This window comes from Bradyrhizobium sp. P5_C11_2 (assembly GCF_054049755.1).
Genome location: NZ_JBFULT010000028.1, coordinates 1 through 16907 on the forward strand (window position 1 = coordinate 1; position 16907 = coordinate 16907).

Annotated in this window: 24 protein-coding genes; 16 read left to right on the forward strand and 8 right to left on the reverse strand. The window is 64.6% G+C overall.

Going from position 1 to position 16907, the window contains the following annotated elements; all coding sequences use genetic code 11:
• Positions 1–65: 65 nt before the first annotated feature.
• From ACXJL8_RS05150 to thiC, 3 genes are all read left to right on the forward strand, one after another.
• Positions 66–848, forward strand: a complete 783-nt coding sequence (locus tag ACXJL8_RS05150) for a thiazole synthase (protein ID WP_456617864.1) — start codon at positions 66–68, stop codon at positions 846–848.
• Entirely contained in the window at positions 835–1443 is a 609-nt protein-coding gene (locus ACXJL8_RS05155; protein WP_456617865.1) for a thiamine phosphate synthase, read from the forward strand. The genes ACXJL8_RS05150 and ACXJL8_RS05155 overlap by 14 nt, the downstream gene beginning before the upstream one ends.
• A 164-nt stretch (positions 1444–1607) precedes the next feature.
• Entirely contained in the window at positions 1608–3506 is a 1899-nt protein-coding gene (thiC, locus tag ACXJL8_RS05160; protein WP_456617866.1) for a phosphomethylpyrimidine synthase ThiC, read from the forward strand.
• A 96-nt stretch (positions 3507–3602) separates the two neighbouring features.
• Here thiC and ACXJL8_RS05165 read toward each other — a convergent pair whose 3' ends face one another.
• A complete protein-coding gene (locus ACXJL8_RS05165; RefSeq protein WP_456618092.1) occupies positions 3603–4088 on the reverse strand; it encodes a DUF4262 domain-containing protein in 486 nt (161 codons plus the stop codon).
• Positions 4089–4239: 151 nt separating this feature from the next.
• Between ACXJL8_RS05165 and ACXJL8_RS05170 the strand changes: the two genes are divergently transcribed.
• The 3 genes from ACXJL8_RS05170 to ACXJL8_RS05180 all read left to right on the forward strand — a co-directional run bounded on the left by ACXJL8_RS05170 (position 4240) and on the right by ACXJL8_RS05180 (position 6619).
• Positions 4240–4752 carry a mismatch-specific DNA-glycosylase gene (locus tag ACXJL8_RS05170; RefSeq protein ID WP_456617867.1) on the forward strand — a complete coding sequence of 171 codons (513 nt, stop codon included), beginning with the start codon at positions 4240–4242 and terminating at the stop codon, positions 4750–4752.
• Positions 4753–5048: 296 nt separating this feature from the next.
• Positions 5049–5699, forward strand: a complete 651-nt coding sequence (locus tag ACXJL8_RS05175) for a glutathione S-transferase family protein (RefSeq protein WP_456617868.1) — start codon at positions 5049–5051, stop codon at positions 5697–5699.
• A 224-nt stretch (positions 5700–5923) separates the two neighbouring features.
• Positions 5924–6619 carry a glutathione S-transferase family protein gene (locus tag ACXJL8_RS05180; RefSeq protein WP_456617869.1) on the forward strand — a complete coding sequence of 232 codons (696 nt, stop codon included), beginning with the start codon at positions 5924–5926 and terminating at the stop codon, positions 6617–6619.
• Between the two features lie 115 nt (positions 6620–6734).
• Here the strand turns inward: ACXJL8_RS05180 and ACXJL8_RS05185 are convergent, their stop codons facing one another.
• Positions 6735–7169 (reverse strand): hypothetical protein, encoded by a 435-nt coding sequence (locus ACXJL8_RS05185; RefSeq protein WP_456617870.1) that lies wholly within the window; start codon positions 7167–7169, stop codon positions 6735–6737.
• Positions 7170–7645: 476 nt separating this feature from the next.
• Here ACXJL8_RS05185 and ACXJL8_RS05190 point away from each other — a divergent pair, with 476 nt between their 5' ends.
• The 4 genes from ACXJL8_RS05190 (at position 7646) to ACXJL8_RS05205 (ending at position 9665) form a co-directional block, all read left to right on the forward strand.
• Positions 7646–8029 carry a RidA family protein gene (locus ACXJL8_RS05190; protein WP_456617871.1) on the forward strand — a complete coding sequence of 128 codons (384 nt, stop codon included), beginning with the start codon at positions 7646–7648 and terminating at the stop codon, positions 8027–8029.
• Positions 8030–8183: 154 nt separating this feature from the next.
• Positions 8184–8444: a hypothetical protein gene (locus ACXJL8_RS05195; protein WP_456617872.1), complete on the forward strand. Its 261-nt coding sequence runs from the start codon at positions 8184–8186 to the stop codon at positions 8442–8444.
• Between the two features lie 236 nt (positions 8445–8680).
• Complete coding sequence (locus ACXJL8_RS05200; protein ID WP_456617873.1) at positions 8681–8932, forward strand: hypothetical protein; 252 nt, start codon at positions 8681–8683, stop codon at positions 8930–8932.
• 94 nt (positions 8933–9026) lie between these two features.
• Entirely contained in the window at positions 9027–9665 is a 639-nt protein-coding gene (locus tag ACXJL8_RS05205) for a hypothetical protein (protein WP_456617874.1), read from the forward strand.
• 135 nt (positions 9666–9800) lie between these two features.
• On the opposite strand, the gene ACXJL8_RS05210 is transcribed toward ACXJL8_RS05205, so the two are convergent.
• On the reverse strand, positions 9801–10280 hold the full coding sequence (locus ACXJL8_RS05210) for a J domain-containing protein (protein WP_456617875.1): 480 nt from the start codon (positions 10278–10280) through the stop codon (positions 9801–9803).
• A 110-nt stretch (positions 10281–10390) separates the two neighbouring features.
• Between ACXJL8_RS05210 and ACXJL8_RS05215 the strand changes: the two genes are divergently transcribed.
• Both ACXJL8_RS05215 and ACXJL8_RS05220 read left to right on the forward strand, forming a co-directional pair.
• Positions 10391–11158: an SDR family NAD(P)-dependent oxidoreductase gene (locus ACXJL8_RS05215; RefSeq protein WP_456617876.1), complete on the forward strand. Its 768-nt coding sequence runs from the start codon at positions 10391–10393 to the stop codon at positions 11156–11158.
• Between the two features lie 339 nt (positions 11159–11497).
• Positions 11498–11743, forward strand: coding sequence for a helix-turn-helix domain-containing protein (locus ACXJL8_RS05220; protein WP_456617877.1), 246 nt, complete (start codon positions 11498–11500; stop codon positions 11741–11743).
• 21 nt (positions 11744–11764) lie between these two features.
• Here ACXJL8_RS05220 and ACXJL8_RS05225 read toward each other — a convergent pair whose 3' ends face one another.
• Positions 11765–12046, reverse strand: coding sequence for a hypothetical protein (locus ACXJL8_RS05225; protein WP_456617878.1), 282 nt, complete (start codon positions 12044–12046; stop codon positions 11765–11767).
• 157 nt (positions 12047–12203) lie between these two features.
• Here ACXJL8_RS05225 and ACXJL8_RS05230 point away from each other — a divergent pair, with 157 nt between their 5' ends.
• Entirely contained in the window at positions 12204–12695 is a 492-nt protein-coding gene (locus tag ACXJL8_RS05230) for a collagen-like protein (protein WP_456617879.1), read from the forward strand.
• A gap of 70 nt (positions 12696–12765) precedes the next feature.
• Here the strand turns inward: ACXJL8_RS05230 and ACXJL8_RS05235 are convergent, their stop codons facing one another.
• Positions 12766–12987 (reverse strand): hypothetical protein, encoded by a 222-nt coding sequence (locus ACXJL8_RS05235; RefSeq protein ID WP_456617880.1) that lies wholly within the window; start codon positions 12985–12987, stop codon positions 12766–12768.
• 96 nt (positions 12988–13083) lie between these two features.
• On the reverse strand, positions 13084–13350 hold the full coding sequence (locus ACXJL8_RS05240) for a DUF2277 domain-containing protein (RefSeq protein ID WP_456617881.1): 267 nt from the start codon (positions 13348–13350) through the stop codon (positions 13084–13086).
• 125 nt (positions 13351–13475) lie between these two features.
• On the opposite strand from ACXJL8_RS05240, the gene ACXJL8_RS05245 reads away from it, so the two are divergent.
• From ACXJL8_RS05245 to ACXJL8_RS05255, 3 genes are all read left to right on the forward strand, one after another.
• Positions 13476–14537, forward strand: coding sequence for an alpha/beta fold hydrolase (locus ACXJL8_RS05245; RefSeq protein WP_456617882.1), 1062 nt, complete (start codon positions 13476–13478; stop codon positions 14535–14537).
• Between the two features lie 171 nt (positions 14538–14708).
• Positions 14709–15062 carry a hypothetical protein gene (locus ACXJL8_RS05250; protein WP_456617883.1) on the forward strand — a complete coding sequence of 118 codons (354 nt, stop codon included), beginning with the start codon at positions 14709–14711 and terminating at the stop codon, positions 15060–15062.
• Between the two features lie 79 nt (positions 15063–15141).
• A complete protein-coding gene (locus tag ACXJL8_RS05255) occupies positions 15142–15744 on the forward strand; it encodes a pyridoxamine 5'-phosphate oxidase family protein (RefSeq protein WP_456617884.1) in 603 nt (200 codons plus the stop codon).
• A gap of 199 nt (positions 15745–15943) precedes the next feature.
• Here the strand turns inward: ACXJL8_RS05255 and bfr are convergent, their stop codons facing one another.
• Together bfr and ACXJL8_RS05265 are read right to left on the reverse strand one after the other, a co-directional pair.
• Positions 15944–16432 carry a bacterioferritin gene (bfr, locus tag ACXJL8_RS05260; RefSeq protein ID WP_148750586.1) on the reverse strand — a complete coding sequence of 163 codons (489 nt, stop codon included), beginning with the start codon at positions 16430–16432 and terminating at the stop codon, positions 15944–15946.
• A gap of 129 nt (positions 16433–16561) precedes the next feature.
• Positions 16562–16834 carry a (2Fe-2S)-binding protein gene (locus ACXJL8_RS05265; RefSeq protein ID WP_212246987.1) on the reverse strand — a complete coding sequence of 91 codons (273 nt, stop codon included), beginning with the start codon at positions 16832–16834 and terminating at the stop codon, positions 16562–16564.
• Positions 16835–16907 lie beyond the last annotated feature (73 nt).

The following is a 16907-nucleotide window of genomic DNA, read 5'->3' on the forward strand; positions in this document are numbered from 1 at the left end:
CATCACGCGGTATGGGTCCCGGCCTTCGCCGGGACGACGGCTATCTCTGAGGAGACACCCTCGCCATGGTGACCTTCTACGGCAAGACCTTCGCCTCCCGCCTGCTGATCGGCAGCGCGCTCTATCCCTCGCCCGCAATCATGCAGGCGGCGATCCGCGCCTCYGGCTCGAACATCGTCACGGTCTCGCTGCGGCGCGAGGCCGCCGGCGGCAAGACTGGGGACGCGTTCTGGAATCTGATCCGCGAGCTCGACGTCACCGTGCTGCCGAACACCGCCGGCTGCCGCAGCGTGCGCGAGGCGGTGACGACCGCAAAGCTCGCGCGCGAATTGTTCGGCACGTCCTGGATCAAGCTGGAAGTGATCGCCGACAACGACACGCTGCAGCCCGACGTGGTCGGCCTGGTCGAGGCCGCCACCATCCTGATCAAGGACGGTTTTGAGGTGTTCCCCTATTGCACCGAGGATCTCTCGGTCGCCAACCGCCTGGTCGATGCCGGCTGCAAGGTGGTGATGCCGTGGGCCGCGCCCATCGGCAGCGCCAAAGGCATCACCAACCGCGACGCGCTAAAACTGTTGCGCGAGCGGCTGCCGGACATCACGCTGGTGGTCGACGCCGGCATCGGCGCGCCGAGCCATGCGGCCGCAGCGCTCGAGCTCGGCTATGACGCCGTGCTGCTCAACACCGCGATCGCCAAAGCCGCCGATCCCGTCGCGATGGCAAGCGCCTTCCGCCTCGGCTGTGATGCCGGCCGCACCGCTTACGAAGCCGGGCTGATGAACGCCCGCGATTTCGCCTCCCCCTCCACCCCTGTCGTTGGGACACCGTTCTGGCATGCCGTATCCTGATCGCTTCTATCCCGTCGTCGACAGCCTCAATTGGGTCGAACGCCTGACCAAGCTCGGCGTCGGCACGATTCAATTGCGCGCGAAGGATCTCGACGACGCGCAGGCCTTGCAGATCGTCACCGACGCGCTGGCGATCACGAACGGCACGCAGGCCAAGCTGGTCGTCAACGACTATTGGCGCGCGGCGATCGTCGCCGGCGCAAGATATCTGCATCTCGGCCAGGAGGATCTGGCCGACGCCGACCTGAAATCCATCCGCGAGGCCGGCCTGTCGCTTGGCGTCTCCACCCATGACGACGCCGAGCTCGCGACCGCGCTCGCCGCCAAGCCCGACTACGTCGCGCTCGGCCCGATCTTCTTCACCACGCTGAAGTCGATGCGCTTCGAGCCGCAGGGCATTGCAAAGATCACGGAATGGAAGAAGCGCATCGGCTCCATCCCGCTGGTCGCGATCGGCGGCATCAAGTTCGAGCACGCCGCGGAGATCTTTGCCGCCGGCGCGGATTCCATCGCCGTCGTCAGCGACGTCACGCAGAATGCCGACCCGGATGCGCGGGTGCGGCAATGGCTCGGCCTGTCCGCGGAGGCGGCGTGATGCGCCCTCTCTCCACTCGTCATTGCGAGCGCAGCGAAGCAATCCAGAGTCTCTCCGCAGAGACAGTCTGGATTGCTTCGTCGCAAGGGCTCCTCGCAATGACGGAGCAAGATTTCACCGCCGTCGCTCAAACGCACGCACACCAGAATTAACCGGAGGATCCCATGAACATCCGCTCCAACCCCGACAAGACCGTCCCCGCCGTCACCACCGGCCCGCTGCCGTCCTCGCGAAAGATCTTCGCATCGCCCGATGCCGCGCCCGACCTGCGCGTGCCCTTGCGCGAGATCATCCTCTCCGAAGGTGCCGGCGAGCCGAACCTGCCGGTCTACGACACCTCCGGCCCCTACACCGATCCCAGCGTCACCATCGACGTCAACGCCGGCCTGCCGCGCAACCGCAAGGCCTGGGTGCTGGAGCGCGGCGGCGTCGAGCAATATGAAGGCCGCCAGATCAAGCCGGAAGACAATGGCAGCGTCTCCGCCGACAAGGCCGCGCGCGCCTTCTCGGCCTATCACCAGCCGCTGCGCGGCCTCGACGGCCACAAGATCACCCAGCTCGAATTCGCCCGGGCCGGCATCATCACCAAGGAGATGATCTACGTCGCCGCGCGCGAGAATCTCGGCCGCAAGGAGCAGCTTGAGCGCGCGGAGGCAGCCCTTGCCGACGGCGAGAGTTTTGGCGCCTCCGTGCCCGCCTTCATCACCCCGGAGTTCGTCCGAGCTGAGATCGCGCGCGGCCGCGCCATCATTCCCTGCAACATCAACCACTCAGAGTTGGAGCCGATGATCATCGGCCGCAACTTCCTCACCAAGATCAACGCCAATATCGGCAACTCGGCGGTGACCTCGTCGGTCGAGGAAGAGGTCGAGAAGATGGTGTGGGCGATCCGCTGGGGCGCCGACACCGTGATGGACCTCTCGACGGGCCGCAACATCCACACCACCCGCGAATGGATTTTGCGCAACGCGCCGGTGCCGATCGGCACCGTGCCGATCTACCAGGCGCTGGAGAAGTGCAACGGCGATCCGGTGCAGCTGACCTGGGAGCTCTACAAGGACACGCTGATCGAGCAGTGCGAGCAGGGCGTCGACTATTTCACCATCCACGCCGGTGTGCGCCTGCAATACATCCACCTCACCGCCAACCGCGTCACCGGCATCGTCTCGCGCGGCGGCTCGATCATGGCGAAGTGGTGCCTGGCGCATCACAAGGAGAGTTTTCTTTACACCCATTTCGACGAGATCTGCGACCTCATGCGCAAGTATGACGTCTCGTTCTCGCTCGGCGACGGCCTGCGCCCGGGATCGATCGCCGACGCCAACGACCGCGCGCAGTTCGCAGAGCTGGAGACGCTCGGCGAGCTCACAAAAATCGCGTGGGACAAGGGTTGCCAGGTCATGATCGAAGGCCCCGGCCACGTGCCGATGCACAAGATCAAGATCAACATGGACAAGCAGCTCAAGGAGTGCGGCGAAGCGCCGTTCTACACGCTCGGGCCCCTGACCACCGACATCGCGCCCGGCTACGACCACATCACGTCAGGCATTGGCGCGGCCATGATCGGTTGGTTCGGCTGCGCCATGCTCTGCTACGTCACGCCGAAGGAGCATCTCGGCCTGCCCGACCGCAACGACGTCAAGGTCGGCGTCATCACCTACAAGATCGCCGCCCACGCCAGCGATCTCGCCAAGGGCCACCCGGCCGCCCAGCTCCGCGACGACGCGCTCTCCCGCGCCCGTTTCGACTTCCGCTGGAGCGACCAGTTCAACCTCGGCCTCGACCCCGACACCGCCAAGAACTTCCACGACGAAACCCTGCCGAAGGAAGCCCACAAGGTCGCGCATTTCTGCTCGATGTGCGGCCCGAAATTCTGCTCGATGAAGATCACGCAGGACGTGCGGGACTATGCGGCGACGCTGAACGACCCGAACTCGATCGGCATGTCGCTGAGCGGCACCGCCGAGGACGGCATGAAGCAGATGAGCGCGAAGTTCAAGGAGATGGGGTCGAGCGTTTATCTGGATGCGGAGAAGGTGAAGGAGAGTAACCGGGTGTTGTGAGGGCACCCGCCTCGTCATGCCCGGGCTTGACCCGGGCATCCATCCGAAAATGAAAGGCCGGGCAGATAGCCCGGCTTTTTTTTGCGAAACTTCGCTTCAAGAAACCGTCTTCTTCAACAACGGCTGATCCTCTTTGACAGCGGACGAGCATTCCGCTTCCCAGGGGAAACGCCGATTGACGTCCTGCCAGATGACCTGGAGGCAGGGGAATGCGCGCCGCGATTTCCGGTAGAACCAGATCGCTGTGCCGAGATACTCAGGGTAGACCCCGAATGGCACCTGCCAGAAGCCGAGCTTGTAGCCGTTCTCCAGCATCTCGTCGGAGATATCGCCATCGACGAATTTATGCCCTGCCGCGACGCGATCGCGGATAAGGTTGATGATGGCTTGCGCGTTTTCGCCGCTTTGGCCGAAGATGACGAGTTCGGGGTGGCCATAGTTCAGAAACAGGCCGATTGAAAATGCAAACGGCGGATTGGCATCGGGTATTCCTACGATATGGCAGCCATGGTTGCGGACGTTACGCAAAATGACCTTGTCGGCTTCGTGCTCGGGCTCGGGCCACTCGAACTGGTCTTGCATCTTCACCCCGACGAACCTGATGGGCAGTTCTTAGTCACCTTGGCTCACCCTACAACAGCAAGCGTAGCCCGGATGAGCGTAGCGACATCCGGGGTCTTTGTCGTCCCGCATATCGCTCCGCTCATGCGGGCTACAGCCGCGGATAATTGACTTGCCCGACACCTCCCTCCACCGCCTCCCCGACCAGCTCCGCCCCGACCTCCGCCTGGTCTTCGTCGGCACCGCCGCCTCTACGCGCTCGGCCGAGGTCGGGCACTACTACGCCCATCCCGGCAATCGCTTCTGGCGCGCGATCCATGAGGCCGGGATCACGCCGCGGCGCTATCAGCCGGGCGAGTTTGCCGCGCTGCTCGATCTCGGGATCGGCTTCACCGATCTCTCGAAGTCCGGTGCCGGGATGGATCACCAGATCGCGGCTGAGACGATCGACGTGCCGGGGTTCAGGGCCAAGATCGAGAAGTATCGGCCGCGGACTATTGCGTTCACGAGCAAGAAGGCTGCGAGCTTGTTTTACGGCAGGCCGTCGAGCGTGATTGCGCTGGGGCGGCAGCCGCGGGATGGAAGCCTGCCGGAGATATTCGTGCTCCCCTCGCCGTCTGGCGCGGCGTCCGGGCATTGGACGTTGGAGCCGTGGCGCGAGCTTGCGAAGTGGATCGGTTCGTAGGGGGCCCCGCACTCAGTTGTCGTCCCGGCGTAGGCCGGGACCCATACCGCGAGGTCTGTCGGTGGCGATGAAAGTCGTACCGGACCACCAGTCTTCGCCAAACCACTCCCTGGGGTTATGGGTCCCGGCCTTCGCCGGGACGACAGCGGGGGTTTGGCAGCACGGTGCGCTCTACCCAGCGCCCAGAAAAACGCGAGAGCTTGTCGGAATCTCTGCCGGTGGTTCGTCCTCCGGGTACAAAGCGCGAAAACCGGATGCCCGTCGCGCCGGCACCACGCACCACCCGGAGCCTCCCGATGATCCCCACCATCACAGCCTTCGAAAACTCGCCTGACCGCGGCAGGGGACAGGCGCGCGACATGCGGGTGCGCTGGGCGCTCGAGGAGGTGGGCCAGCCTTACGACGTCCGCCTGGTGTCGTTCGGCGCGATGAAGCAGCCCGCGCATCTTGCGCTGCATCCGTTCGGGCAGATTCCGACCTATGAGGACGGCGACCTCGCCTTGTTCGAGTCCGGCGCGATCGTGCTCCACATCGCGGAGCGCCATGCCGGGCTGCTGCCTGACGAGGCGAATGCGAGGTGCCGCGCGATCACATGGATGTTTGCCGCGCTCAACACGCTGGAGCCCCCGATCGTCGAGCTCGGAATGGCCATGCTGTTCGAGCGCGACAAGAGCTGGTACGCGGCGCGCCTGCCTATGCTGCAGGATCGCGTCCGTATCAGGCTCGGCGAATTGTCCCGTCGGCTGGGCGGTGCCGAGTGGCTCGACGGCGCGTTCAGCGCCGGCGACCTCATGATGGTGACGGTGCTGCGCCGGTTGAACGCATCGGGCCTGTTGAACGAATATCCTGATATCGCCGCCTATGTCGCCCGCGGCGAAGCGCGGCCGGCGTTCAGGCGCGCGTTCGAGGCGCAATTGGCGGTGTTCACCGCCGCATCACGTTCGTAGGGTGGGTTAGCCCCGCGGCTGCGCGAAGCGCAGTCCGCGCGGCGTAACCCACCGCTTCTCTCTCACAACATCGACTGCCGCCGTGGCGTGGTGGGTTACGCCTTGCGCCGTCACGTGTTGACGGACTGCGTTTGTGAACGGCTAACCCACCCTACGCACCGTCCCCATTGCGTCCGCCCCAGCGCCCCTGCATGCTGGCCTCCGCAACACGGAGGAGCCCGCCCATGCTGACGCTCTACTCCTACCCAAAGCTGTTCGGCGTCGCCGACAACAACGGCTACGGCCTCAAGGTCTACGCTTTCCTGAAGCTCGCGGGCGTGCCGTTCGTCCATGAGCACATCTTCGATGCCTCCGCCGCGCCGCGCGGCCAGCTGCCCTATGTCGTCGACGACGGCGAGACCATCGGCGACAGCGAGACGATCATCGCGCATGCGATCGCAAAATACCGCCTGACCATCGATGCGGCGTTATCAGCGGAGCAGCGCCGAACCAATCTCCTCGTCACGCGCATGCTCGACGATCTCTACTGGGTGATGTCCTATTCGCGCTGGAAGGACGAGCGCTTCTACCCGGCGTTCCGCGACGCGTTCATTGCGCAGCATCCGCAGATCGACGCGGCCGGGTTCGAGCAAGCGAAGGCCTACAATTCGCAGCGCTATCATTTCCAGGGCATCGGCCGCTACGCGCCCGATCAAGCCTATGCGCGGGGCCTCGCCGATTTGCAGGTGCTGGCCGAGATCGTGCCCGCAACGGGCTTTGTCCACGGCGCGGCGCCGACCAGCTGTGATGCCGGCATCTACGGCTTCATCGCCAACATTTTCTTCTTTCCGATCCCGACGCCGCTGAAGGTCTTCGTCGATGCGCAGAAGAATCTCGTCGCGCATTGCGAGCGGATTCATGCGGCGGTGAGTGGATCGTAGGGTGGGTTAGCGCAGCGTAACCCACCACTTCTGTCACCGCGGACACCAAGAAGGTGGGTTACGCCCAACGGACTGCGCTTCGCGCAGCCGCTGCGCTAACCCACCCTACGCAGCGCTACCGCATCGTGATCGCGAGCCCGCTGAGATCCGCATTCGCCATCAGGCCGACCTGCGTGCCCGTCAGCTCCAGCACCGCGCCCTTCTGGTTGGTCAGCACGATGGCACGGGCGCCGCGGCCGACCGCGAGGCCAGCACCGGCGGCGCCGTAGACGCCGGCCACGTCCGAGGGACGGTTGATGTTGGAGACGCGGCCGCGCAGCACGGTCTTGGAACCGCCGAAGACGAGGCCGTAATCGAGCCCGCCGGTCGAGAGCGAATAGGAGCGGCCGCGGAAGTTCAGCACGCCCGAGCCGCCGGAACCGCCGATGATCCAGCCCGCCTTGTAGATCGTCAGCGTCACCGTGCCGCCGTCGGCCTGCGCCGCGGTCGAGAGGCCGGCAAGGGCGGCGATGGCGACCAGCGCGGCGCGCAAGGTGGATGCGATCTTCATGGGGCGTCTCCGGGGGCTATTTTTCAAGGGTGGAATCGAATCAGACGAGGCAATCTACCCGATCGATCGCGGCGGCAACATGATGGGATGGGCGGGAGTCGTGGTCTGTAGCAACACACTCAACTGTCATCGCCCGGCTTGACCGGGCGATCCAGTATTCCAGAGACGGCGGTGGTTGAACCGAGAAGCCGCGGCGTACTGGATGCCCGGTCAAGCCGGGGCATGACGGCGGAGTTTGGCGCGACAGGACGCTCAACCACCACCATGCCATTCTGCCCCTGTTTTGCCCGACGGAGCAAAGGATTGTTTTGCTTTTCCCGAATTCAAAGAAAGATCAATGATTTCTGCTCGATGCCTACTGTGCATGGGGTTGTTTTCGCATTTTTGTTTCCACCCCCCCTCTCCGAATGCCGATTGCAAGTCCCTCGCATGTCGCTACGCTCATGCGCCTCAGCCCTTCGTCCGAGGTGGACCCCATGCCGATCCAGCATTTTGCGCCCCCGCCGCATGTCAAGGCGCCGCCGCTCTCCTTTGCCGCGCGGGTCGGCGACCTCCTGTTCATCTCCGGTATTCCCGGCTTCGATGCCAAGGGCGCGCTGCCCGACGGGTTCGAGGCCCAGTTCGCCAATGTCGTCGTCAACATCAGGCGCGTGCTGGACGAAGCCGGCGCCACGATGCGCGACCTCGTCAAGGTCAATGTGCTCCTGACCCGCGCCGCCGACGTCGCCGCGATGAATGCGCTCTATGCCGGCGCGTTCGGCCCGCCGCCCTATCCCGCACGCACCACCTGCGTGGTGCAGGCGCTGCCCGACCCGAAGATGCTGATCGAGATCGAGGCGGTGGCCTCGCTGGCGAAGTGAGCCACTGCTTGCGCGTGTGACTTGCCGGGCACGCGGCCAAACCAAGTGCCCGCCCCACTCTGACATATCCGTGAAACGGCCGCTCCTCGGCTTGCAAAGGACCTGCTTTTACCGCACGAATTTTCGGGTCACCCTTCCCCCACAGGAGATATTCATGCGTCGCGTTCTCGCCCTCTGTGCCGTTGCCGGCATCGCCACCTCCGTGTTCGCCGTGCCCGCGTCCGCGGCGCCCAGCTATTACGTGATCCGCTGGGACAACACCGGCATCTGCCAGGTCTGGAACGAGGACCTGAAGTACAAGCCGTTCCAGTGGGGCGTTTCGACCTACAAGGTCGTCAGCAAGCCGCAGCCCACCTTCACCGCGGCGTCGGATCTCCAGATCAAGCTGCGCGCGGATCGCCGCTGCACGCTCTGAGCCGGTTCACGGCAGATCGAATTCGAGGGCGGGTTGCGCGAGCAGCCCGCCCTCATTTTTTGCGGGGCAGCCGTATTTTTCGGCCGGATTTCGGGCATTTCCTCCAAGCCGGCTTTGAACCTGTCGCCGCCTGCGGCCTACTCACATCTTGTCCGGGGCGCACCCCAAGCGTCCCGCACCACCCCTCCCCATCATTGTCGGGAGGCGCATCACATCTTTCATTTGAGGAGCTGATCATGCGTCGTATTTCCGTGCTGTGCGCTGTCGTGGGTCTCGCCGTCACCGCCTTCGTCGCCGCGAGCCCGGCCGAAGCCGGCTATCACCTGATCCGCTGGCAGGACACCGGCTTCTGCCAGGTCTGGGACGAGAGCATTCCGACCACGCCGTGGCCCTCCGACTACGCCCGCGTCAGCGCGACCGTTCCGACCTTTCTCGATGCGCTCGTGCTGAAGGACCAAGCGTTGAAGGGCGGCCACTGCACCTGGTAGGATTTCGATCGGCGGACGACAAGGGTCGGGCAAGGATGCGATGCTAGCGTCCTTGCCCGCTCGCGTTTCCATCCAGTCCCTGCGGGATCAATCGATGCGCACGCTCACCACGACAGTCGCCATCTTCACTGTGTCGCTCGCGCTCGTCTCCGTAGGCCGCGGGCAGGCGCCGCAATCGTTCCGCGTGATCTCGCCGATTTTCGGCCAGCTCGTCTCCTTCGCGATGCCGTCGAACTTCGCCGTGGTGTTCGAGAACACCAAGGGCGGCCACTACATCCGCGAAGCCGTGCTGAAGGGCGAGACGACCGAGCGCTGGACGCAGATGATCACCGTGACCGGCGAGAAGGGCATGACGCTGGCGCCCGGTGCATCGCCGGAGACGTTCGCGGGCTCAATCGCGGGCGGCTTCCAATCGGCCTGTCCCGACAGCTTTGCCGCCAGGTCGCTCGGTGCCATGACGTTCGGCCGCTTCGAAGGCTTCGTTGCCGTGATAGGCTGCGGCCAGGTCGACAGCGGACCGACCCGGCACAGCGAGACCGCGCTGCTGATCACGCTCAAGGGCACGACCGACTACTACACCATCCAATGGGCCGAGCGCGGCGTGGAGAGCGACATGCCGCCGGTTGGCGACGAGCGCTGGCAGGCGCGCCTGCGCGAGCTCAGCCCGATCGACCTCTGCCCGATCGTCCCCGGCGAAGCCGCGCCCTATCCGAGCTGCGTGAACAGGAGCTGAGGTAGCCTTCGGCTCAGACTAGGTAGGGTGGGCAAAGCGAAAGCGTGCCCACCACTTCCATCGCGATATCCGGCGACATGGTGGGCACGGCGCAGTGCGCCTTTGCCCACCCTACGAGATCTCTGTGGCTCAGCCTCACGCGTCCTTGTGCGCGCCGGGGTGGATCAGGATGTCGCGCGCGGCGGCGAGGTCGATGAAGGCCTGCGCGCTGCCGCCCTGGTCGGGATGCTTGCCCTTGGCGGCGCGGCGATAGGCCTGCTGGATATCGTCGCAGGTGAGCTGCACGGCGAGCGGCAGGCCAAGCATCCTGCGCGCGCGATCCTCGCTGGAAAGCTTCTTCGGCATGGCGTTGCGGCGGCCGAAGCGCGGCGCGGTCAGATCATGGATGACCTCGAGGATCACACCGAGGCGGCGCTGGGCTGCCAGCGTGACGTTGTGATCGTCGTTGTCGGCGGCCTGGCGCAGCACGGGAAGCGCCTGATCGGCCGCCTGCCGCAGCGTGGCATCGGTGCTCATCCGCACGATCTCGGCCACGAGCCGGCCGGCCTCGGGCCAGTCGGCGGACGACCGCAGGCGCTCGAGCGCCAGTTTCCAGGATTCAAGCCGTTCCATCATGCGCGCAACGTTTAGCAATCAGGATCAGTATGCCAAGGCGGCCGTTTCCGCCCCCTTAATTTCGAGTTAGCCTTTCATGAAATTTAGAAACGAATCCGGGAGGAAATGTCATGGCTTTGCTCGCAGACCACATCGCTGTCGTCACGGGCGCGGGTTCCGGCATCGGCCGGGCGATTGCGGCCGGCTACGCGCGCGAGGGCGCGCAAGTGGTGCTGCTCGACGTCAACGCCGACACGGTGGCGGAAGCCGCCGGGGAGATCCGCAAGGCCGGCGGCAAGGCCGAGAGCTTTGCGCTCGACGTCACCAGACGCGACGACTGTTTTGCGCTGGCCAAGCAGGTCGCCGACAAGGTCGGGCAGGTCTCGATCCTCGTCAACAATGCCGGCATCACCCGCCGCAACGCCTTCACCGCTGACACGGAGACGGTGGCGAAGGACTGGAACGACATCATCTCGCTCAATCTCAACGGCGTCTTCAACATGACGCAGGCGTTTCTCGCGCCGCTCCGCGCGAGCAAAGGCCGCATCGTCAATATCGGCTCGATCCAGTCCTTCGTGCATCTGCGCACGCCAAGCTCAGCGGCGTATACGACCTCGAAGCACGGCGTGCTCGGTTTCACCAAGGCGCTTGCGGCCGAGCTCGGCAAGGAAGGCGTGCGCGTCAACGCGATCGGGCCGGGCTTCATCGAGACCAATATCAACGCCAGTGTGCGCGCCAGCAATCCGGCGCTGGTGCAGGCCTTCGTCGATCACACCCCGCTGGCGCGCACCGGCAAGCCCGAGGACATCGTCGGGCCTGCGATCTTCCTCGCCTCGGATCTGTCGGCCTACGTCACGGGAACGATCGTGATGGTGGACGGCGGATATCGCACGGTGTGAGCGGCGACTCTCCCTCTACTTGCTCAGTGTCATCGTCCGCGAAAGCGGACGCTCCGGTCGTCCAGAGGCGGTCGTGAGATACGGAGAAGCCGCAGCGTACTGGATGCCCCGCTTTCGCGGGGCATGACACCTGTTTTGGCGCGCGAGATGTGTCCGCATCACTATGCATCTCGTGCCAATCGCGGCGCCTTCGCGGCAATCCCAAGGTCAATTGGTGCGATCGCCGGCGATTAACCGTTCATTAACCAAACCCGACCACCGTGGATCTACGGCTTGGGGGTCGTTTGTTCTCGATCCGCTTCCAACCATGGAAGCGGGCGTTGGTCGGGAGGTGTATTGATGACCACTGTTCATGTCGCCGCGCCGCAGGGCGCAGAATTCCTTGCTCCAAACCAGATCGTTCCGCTTCTGATCGGCGCGACTGTCGACGAGGTCGAGCGCGAGCTCGTGCTTCAGACGCTCGCCCGCTGCGACGGTAACCGAACGCGCGCTGCACGCGTGCTCGGCCTGTCGGTGCGCACGCTGCGCAACAAGATCAGGATCTACGCCGCCTCCGGCATCGTCGTGCCTGCCTATCAGGATTAGTGCGTGACGGCGCAAGGTCGATCAGTCCGCTTGCGACACGCGGCGCGACGATGCATTGCGGGACCAGCGACGCAGCGCGTGCCGCAGGTACCCACCGGCGAGAACCGCAAGCGCGATGATCGCGACCGCGGCCGCGATCAGCTCGATCGCGCGAAGGAAGAAGGCGGTCATGACGGCCCATGCCGCCTGCGGCTCTTCGGCAAAGGCGACCGGCACGATGTCGGGCACGAGCAGGTGGGCGAGGCCGAGTGCCGCCGCAAGGACGAGCGCGAACAAGGCGAAGATTTTCCACGCTGCGCGCATCGGTCGCTCCTCGCGAGATTCTGGCGGTGCGCCATTCAATGACACGGTGCGCCTTGCAGCCGATTGATGTTGATCAAGCCGGGCGCGATGCGCGCTCGCAATTGCTGCTGTCGTCAAACACCGCTAAGTAGCTTGCTTCCGCAGAGGGAGCAGTGGCGTGGCAGACGAACAGAGACGGCAGGGAGCCCAGGGTCCGCGCGGGCGGCAGGGCGAACCAGGGCGACCGGGTCCGCAGGGTCATCCGGGCAAGCGCGGGCCGGACGGGGCACGCGGCAAGCCGGGGCCGCAAGGCAAGCCTGGAGTGGCGGGCAAGGCCGGGCCGCAGGGCAAGGCCGGCCTGCCGGGCAAGCCAGGCGAGGCCGGTGCGCGGGGGCCCGCAGGACCGCAGGGGCCGCAAGGCCCGCGTGGCGAGCCGGGTCCGGCCGGCCAACTGCCGCCGATTGAACAAGTGTTGCCGTGGCTGGAGCAGCTCTTCGACGCCTGGGACGAACGCCGCCGCCAGCGCGAGCAGGAAGCCGCAGAGCGCGTGGCACTCGAAGCAGCCGTGCATGAGGCTGACGATGCCATCGCCGATGACGAGGGCGACGACAGTGAAGGCGACGAGCACAGGAAGAAGAAGAAAAAGAAGAAGCACGGCCACAAGGATTAGCCGCGTGCTCCTGCCCCGGACGCAGCGCGGCACGCAATGCTGCGCTGCCGGGCCGGGACACGCGCCCGGATCAAGTCGTTCGCGATGAATCATCCTTGCGCGGCACCATGCCCATGCGCTCGAACTGCCAGCGCATCGCGCGATACCAGAGATAGCCGACCGCCGTTCCGCACAAGGCCAGGATGACGACGTTGGCGCTGCTGAACGAGCCGCCCCACCACATCATCCACGCCGTCCACAGCAGCGTGAAGACGAGGGCACCTGCTTTCAGCGGAAGAAGGGGGCGGCTCATGGTCGTGCTCCGGGTTGTCAAAACCCCGGCGAACATCATCGCGTACCGAGATGTCTCCTTCCGTGAGCCAGATCACGGAACGGCTTCGCTGAACCGCTAACCGAAACGCAGCCGCGAGCGCTCCTTGGCCTTTTCAGCCTCGACCTCGCGGTCGCGCGCCGGCACATGGGTGTGCAGCGAAGTCAGGAGGCGCCGCGCGGCGTCCGAGACCTCCACCACCGCGCGGTCGAAAGCCTCCTGATTGGCCTGCGACGGCTTGTTGAAGCCGGACAATTTTCGCACGAATTGGAGTGCACTGGCATGGATCTCGTCCTCCGTCGCCGGCGGCTCGAAGTTGAACAGCGTCTTGATGTTGCGGCACATGCACCTGCTCCCGATGTTTCCCTCAAAGACGATCGGCGGGGCCTAAATCCTACATCCTTCCCGACGGTTCTGCTAAGGTCCGCCGCAACGCGGCCGCCGAATACGAGCCGCATGGGGAGAGAAACATGAGAGCTTCTTGCGCGGCGCTGTCGGCCATCCTGCTGTCCATCTCGGCGTCGGCGATGGCCGCCGAATATCCGACACCTATGCAAGGCGACTGGATCGCCAAGGATTTCAAATTCCACACCGGCGAGGTCATGCCGGAGCTGCGGCTGCATTACACCACCATCGGCGAACCGGGCGGCCAGCCCGTGCTGGTGCTGCACGGATCGGGCGGCTCGGCCGCGAGCATGCTGAGCGCGAGCTTTGCGGGCGAGCTGTTCGGCGCCGGCCAGCCGCTCGACGCCGCCAAATACTACATCATCATCCCCGACAGCATCGGCCACGGCAAATCGTCGAAACCTTCCGACGGGATGAAGACGAGCTTTCCCAAATACGATTACGACGACATGGTCGAGGCGCAGTACCGCCTGGTGACGGAAGGGCTCGGCGTCAAGCATTTGCGACTCGTCATCGGCAATTCGATGGGCGGCATGCACACCTGGCTGTGGGGCGAGAAATATCCGAAGGCAATGGACGCGCTGATCCCGATGGCCTCGCAGCCGACCGAGATGGCCTCGCGCAACTGGATGCTGCGGCGGATCATGCTCGACACCATCCGCGACGATCCCGACTACAATGGCGGCAACTACACGAGCCAGCCGCGCATGATGAAATACGCCATCACCGCCTATGGCATCGCGAGCATCGGTGGAACGCTGGCTTATCAGTCGCAGGCGCCGACAGCCGCCAAGGCCGACAAGATCGTCGACGAGCGGCTGGCGACACCGGTCACGGCGGATGCCAACGACTTCATCTACCAGTGGGAGGCCTCGCACGACTACAATGCCGCCGACAGGCTGGAGGGAATCGAGGCGTCGCTGCTGCTGATCAATTCCGCCGACGACGAACGCAACCCGCCCGAGACCGGCATCACGGACGCTGCGATGAAGCGGGTCAAGAACGGCCGCCTGTACCTGATCCAGGCGAGCACCGAGACACGCGGCCACGGCACCACCGGAAACGCAAAATTCTACAGCGAGCAGATCCGGCAATTGCTGCAAACCGCGCCGCAGCGGACGATGTAGAACGGCGGACCGCACCCCTGTTATCGCAACGCATCATATGCGGCGCCTCCACGCCGCATATTATTTGAGCATGCAATGCGCTGACAGCTCGGGCTTAATTGCACCAACGATACGAATCGACGCGCGGGGCAATCGCGCGAGAATGGCGCGACACGCGATGAGGAGGATCGCATGTACAGGCTCGCACTGTGTGTTTGGCTGGCCGCGACGACAGCGCTGACGGGCGCCGCCTTCGCGTTCGACAACGGCCAATATGACCACGTTCCGCCGGACATCCGCGCCTGGTTCAAGAGCGTGATGGCGCCGAACGGCGTGCCCTGCTGCGACATCTCCGACGGCCATCGCACCGAATACGACGTGCGCAACGGCAGCTATTGGGTGCCGATCGAGGGGCAGTGGATGGCGGTGCCCGAGCGCGCCATCATCCGCGATCGCGGCAATCCGGTCGGCCAGGCCGTGGTGTGGTACGTCCACCACCGCGGCACCATCATCATCAGTTGCTTCGTGCCGGCGGACGCAGTGTAGCAAACGGCAGGCCGGATTTCGTTGGCTGGAGACGGCCCGATCCGGTAGTTTGACGCGGAGCTGAAGTGGAGACACGCCGTTGACCGACCTTTGCGCCGAAGACCTCGCCACCATCTACGCCAAGCCGAGCCCGCGCGTGATCGCGAAGGCGCGTCCCGCGATCGATGCGCATGCAAAGAAATTCATCGAGATGTCGCCGTTCTGCGTGCTCGCGACATCGGGCGCCGATGGCAGCGTCGACGCCTCGCCGCGCGGCGGGAGCATCGGCTTCGTCCACGTCGCCGGCCCCAATCAACTGCTGATGCCCGACCGTTCCGGCAACAACCGGATCGACAGTTTCCGGAATGTCGTCGAAGGCTCGGGCTTCGTGCATCTGTTGTTCTTCGTGCCCGGCATCGACGAAACGCTGCGCGTCGGCGGGCGCGGCACGCTGTCGGCCGATCCGGACCTGCTCGCATCCATGGTGGAATTCGGCAAGCCGCCGCGCGCGGTGCTGAACATCGCCGTCAGCGAAGTCTATTTCCACTGCGGCAAGGCGCTGATGCGCTCGAAGCTGTGGGCGCCGGAGAAGGTGCAGCGCTCGGTGATGCCGAGCATCGTCGAGGTCATTCATGACCAGACGGGCTTGGGCGAGCCGGAGAGTCAGGAGATCGTGGAAGAGCGCTACAAGCAGCAGCTGTAGCTGGCTCATCTAGCTCGGTGTCGTCCCGGACAAGCGCAGCGAAGCGGAGCGCTGATCCGGGACCCATAACCACAGGGAGTGGTTTGGCGAAGACTCGGAGTTACCTGCATCGCACCGCACTACTCCCTGTGGTTATGGGTCCCCGCCTTCGCGTCGCCTTCGCGGGGACGACAGCGGAGTGTGCGGCTGACACCGGAGCTTAATGGCCCTCGCCCTCGAGCCCGCCGACGTGCTTCTGGGTGTAGAGTTCGAGGCCGATGCGGCCGATCAGGTCGAGTTGGGTTTCGAGGAAGTCGATGTGGTGCTCCTCGTCGCTCATCAGCTTCTCGAACAGGTCGCGCGTGACGTAGTCCTTGACGCTGTGACAGTAGGTGGCCGCTTCCTGGTAGAGCGCCCGCGCGCTCATCTCGGCGGCGAGATCGCACTCGATGATCTCCTTGACGTTCTGGCCGATGCGCAGGGGATCGAGCACCTGCATGTTCGGGAAGCCGTCGAAGAACAGGATCCGCTCGGTGAGCTTGTCGGCATGCTCCATCTCCTCGATGGATTCCTTGCGCCAGACCTTGGCCATGTCCCGCAGGCCCCAATTGTCGAGGAAGCGGTAATGCAGCCAGTACTGGTTGATCGCAGTCAGTTCGTGACGCAGTGCCTTGTTGAGATAATCGATAACTTTTGCGTCGCCCTGCATGATTCACTCCAGCTCTTGCGGCAAAATCGGTTGTAAGCCGAATTTAGAATGCTTCTAAATCAGTTCGCGGACGAGAGCAACCCGCTACGGGGACGCAGCCGGGGAAAAGCTCAGCCGACGGTGGAGGGTTCAGCAGGCCGCGAGAGCGAACTGGGCGGGCTCGGCCGTCTCGTCATTGGCGGCCACGGTGTGGCTGTGCGGGCAGCCGGAGCAGCAGGACTGGGCACAGGGGCCCAGCGCTTCGTCGATAATGGTCTTGATGGTACGGGCGCAGCGGCCGCATTCGGCGCTACAGCCGAGGCATCCATAGACCTGCTTGGCATGACGCACAGCGTCGTCGGACTCGGCGACGGCGGCGCGGATGTCGTCATCGCTCAGCACGTTACAGGAACAGACGATCATGGAAAGCAGCAGGCCCTTTGGTGATGCGCCACTATCGATATTTAAGGGGCCGGCCGGATGCAAAAGGAAAAAC

Coding starts and splice junctions, on each gene's coding strand:
- ACXJL8_RS05155 (WP_456617865.1), top strand. CDS start 835: ATGCCGTATCCTGATCGCTTCTATCCCGTCGTCGACAGCCTCAATTGG.
- thiC (WP_456617866.1), top strand. CDS start 1,608: ATGAACATCCGCTCCAACCCCGACAAGACCGTCCCCGCCGTCACCACC.
- ACXJL8_RS05165 (WP_456618092.1), bottom strand. CDS start 4,088: ATGCAAGACCAGTTCGAGTGGCCCGAGCCCGAGCACGAAGCCGACAAG.
- ACXJL8_RS05175 (WP_456617868.1), top strand. CDS start 5,049: ATGATCCCCACCATCACAGCCTTCGAAAACTCGCCTGACCGCGGCAGG.
- ACXJL8_RS05180 (WP_456617869.1), top strand. CDS start 5,924: ATGCTGACGCTCTACTCCTACCCAAAGCTGTTCGGCGTCGCCGACAAC.
- ACXJL8_RS05185 (WP_456617870.1), bottom strand. CDS start 7,169: ATGAAGATCGCATCCACCTTGCGCGCCGCGCTGGTCGCCATCGCCGCC.
- ACXJL8_RS05190 (WP_456617871.1), top strand. CDS start 7,646: ATGCCGATCCAGCATTTTGCGCCCCCGCCGCATGTCAAGGCGCCGCCG.
- ACXJL8_RS05195 (WP_456617872.1), top strand. CDS start 8,184: ATGCGTCGCGTTCTCGCCCTCTGTGCCGTTGCCGGCATCGCCACCTCC.
- ACXJL8_RS05200 (WP_456617873.1), top strand. CDS start 8,681: ATGCGTCGTATTTCCGTGCTGTGCGCTGTCGTGGGTCTCGCCGTCACC.
- ACXJL8_RS05205 (WP_456617874.1), top strand. CDS start 9,027: ATGCGCACGCTCACCACGACAGTCGCCATCTTCACTGTGTCGCTCGCG.
- ACXJL8_RS05210 (WP_456617875.1), bottom strand. CDS start 10,280: ATGATGGAACGGCTTGAATCCTGGAAACTGGCGCTCGAGCGCCTGCGG.
- ACXJL8_RS05215 (WP_456617876.1), top strand. CDS start 10,391: ATGGCTTTGCTCGCAGACCACATCGCTGTCGTCACGGGCGCGGGTTCC.
- ACXJL8_RS05220 (WP_456617877.1), top strand. CDS start 11,498: ATGACCACTGTTCATGTCGCCGCGCCGCAGGGCGCAGAATTCCTTGCT.
- ACXJL8_RS05225 (WP_456617878.1), bottom strand. CDS start 12,046: ATGCGCGCAGCGTGGAAAATCTTCGCCTTGTTCGCGCTCGTCCTTGCG.
- ACXJL8_RS05235 (WP_456617880.1), bottom strand. CDS start 12,987: ATGAGCCGCCCCCTTCTTCCGCTGAAAGCAGGTGCCCTCGTCTTCACG.
- ACXJL8_RS05240 (WP_456617881.1), bottom strand. CDS start 13,350: ATGTGCCGCAACATCAAGACGCTGTTCAACTTCGAGCCGCCGGCGACG.
- ACXJL8_RS05245 (WP_456617882.1), top strand. CDS start 13,476: ATGAGAGCTTCTTGCGCGGCGCTGTCGGCCATCCTGCTGTCCATCTCG.
- ACXJL8_RS05250 (WP_456617883.1), top strand. CDS start 14,709: ATGTACAGGCTCGCACTGTGTGTTTGGCTGGCCGCGACGACAGCGCTG.
- bfr (WP_148750586.1), bottom strand. CDS start 16,432: ATGCAGGGCGACGCAAAAGTTATCGATTATCTCAACAAGGCACTGCGT.
- ACXJL8_RS05265 (WP_212246987.1), bottom strand. CDS start 16,834: ATGATCGTCTGTTCCTGTAACGTGCTGAGCGATGACGACATCCGCGCC.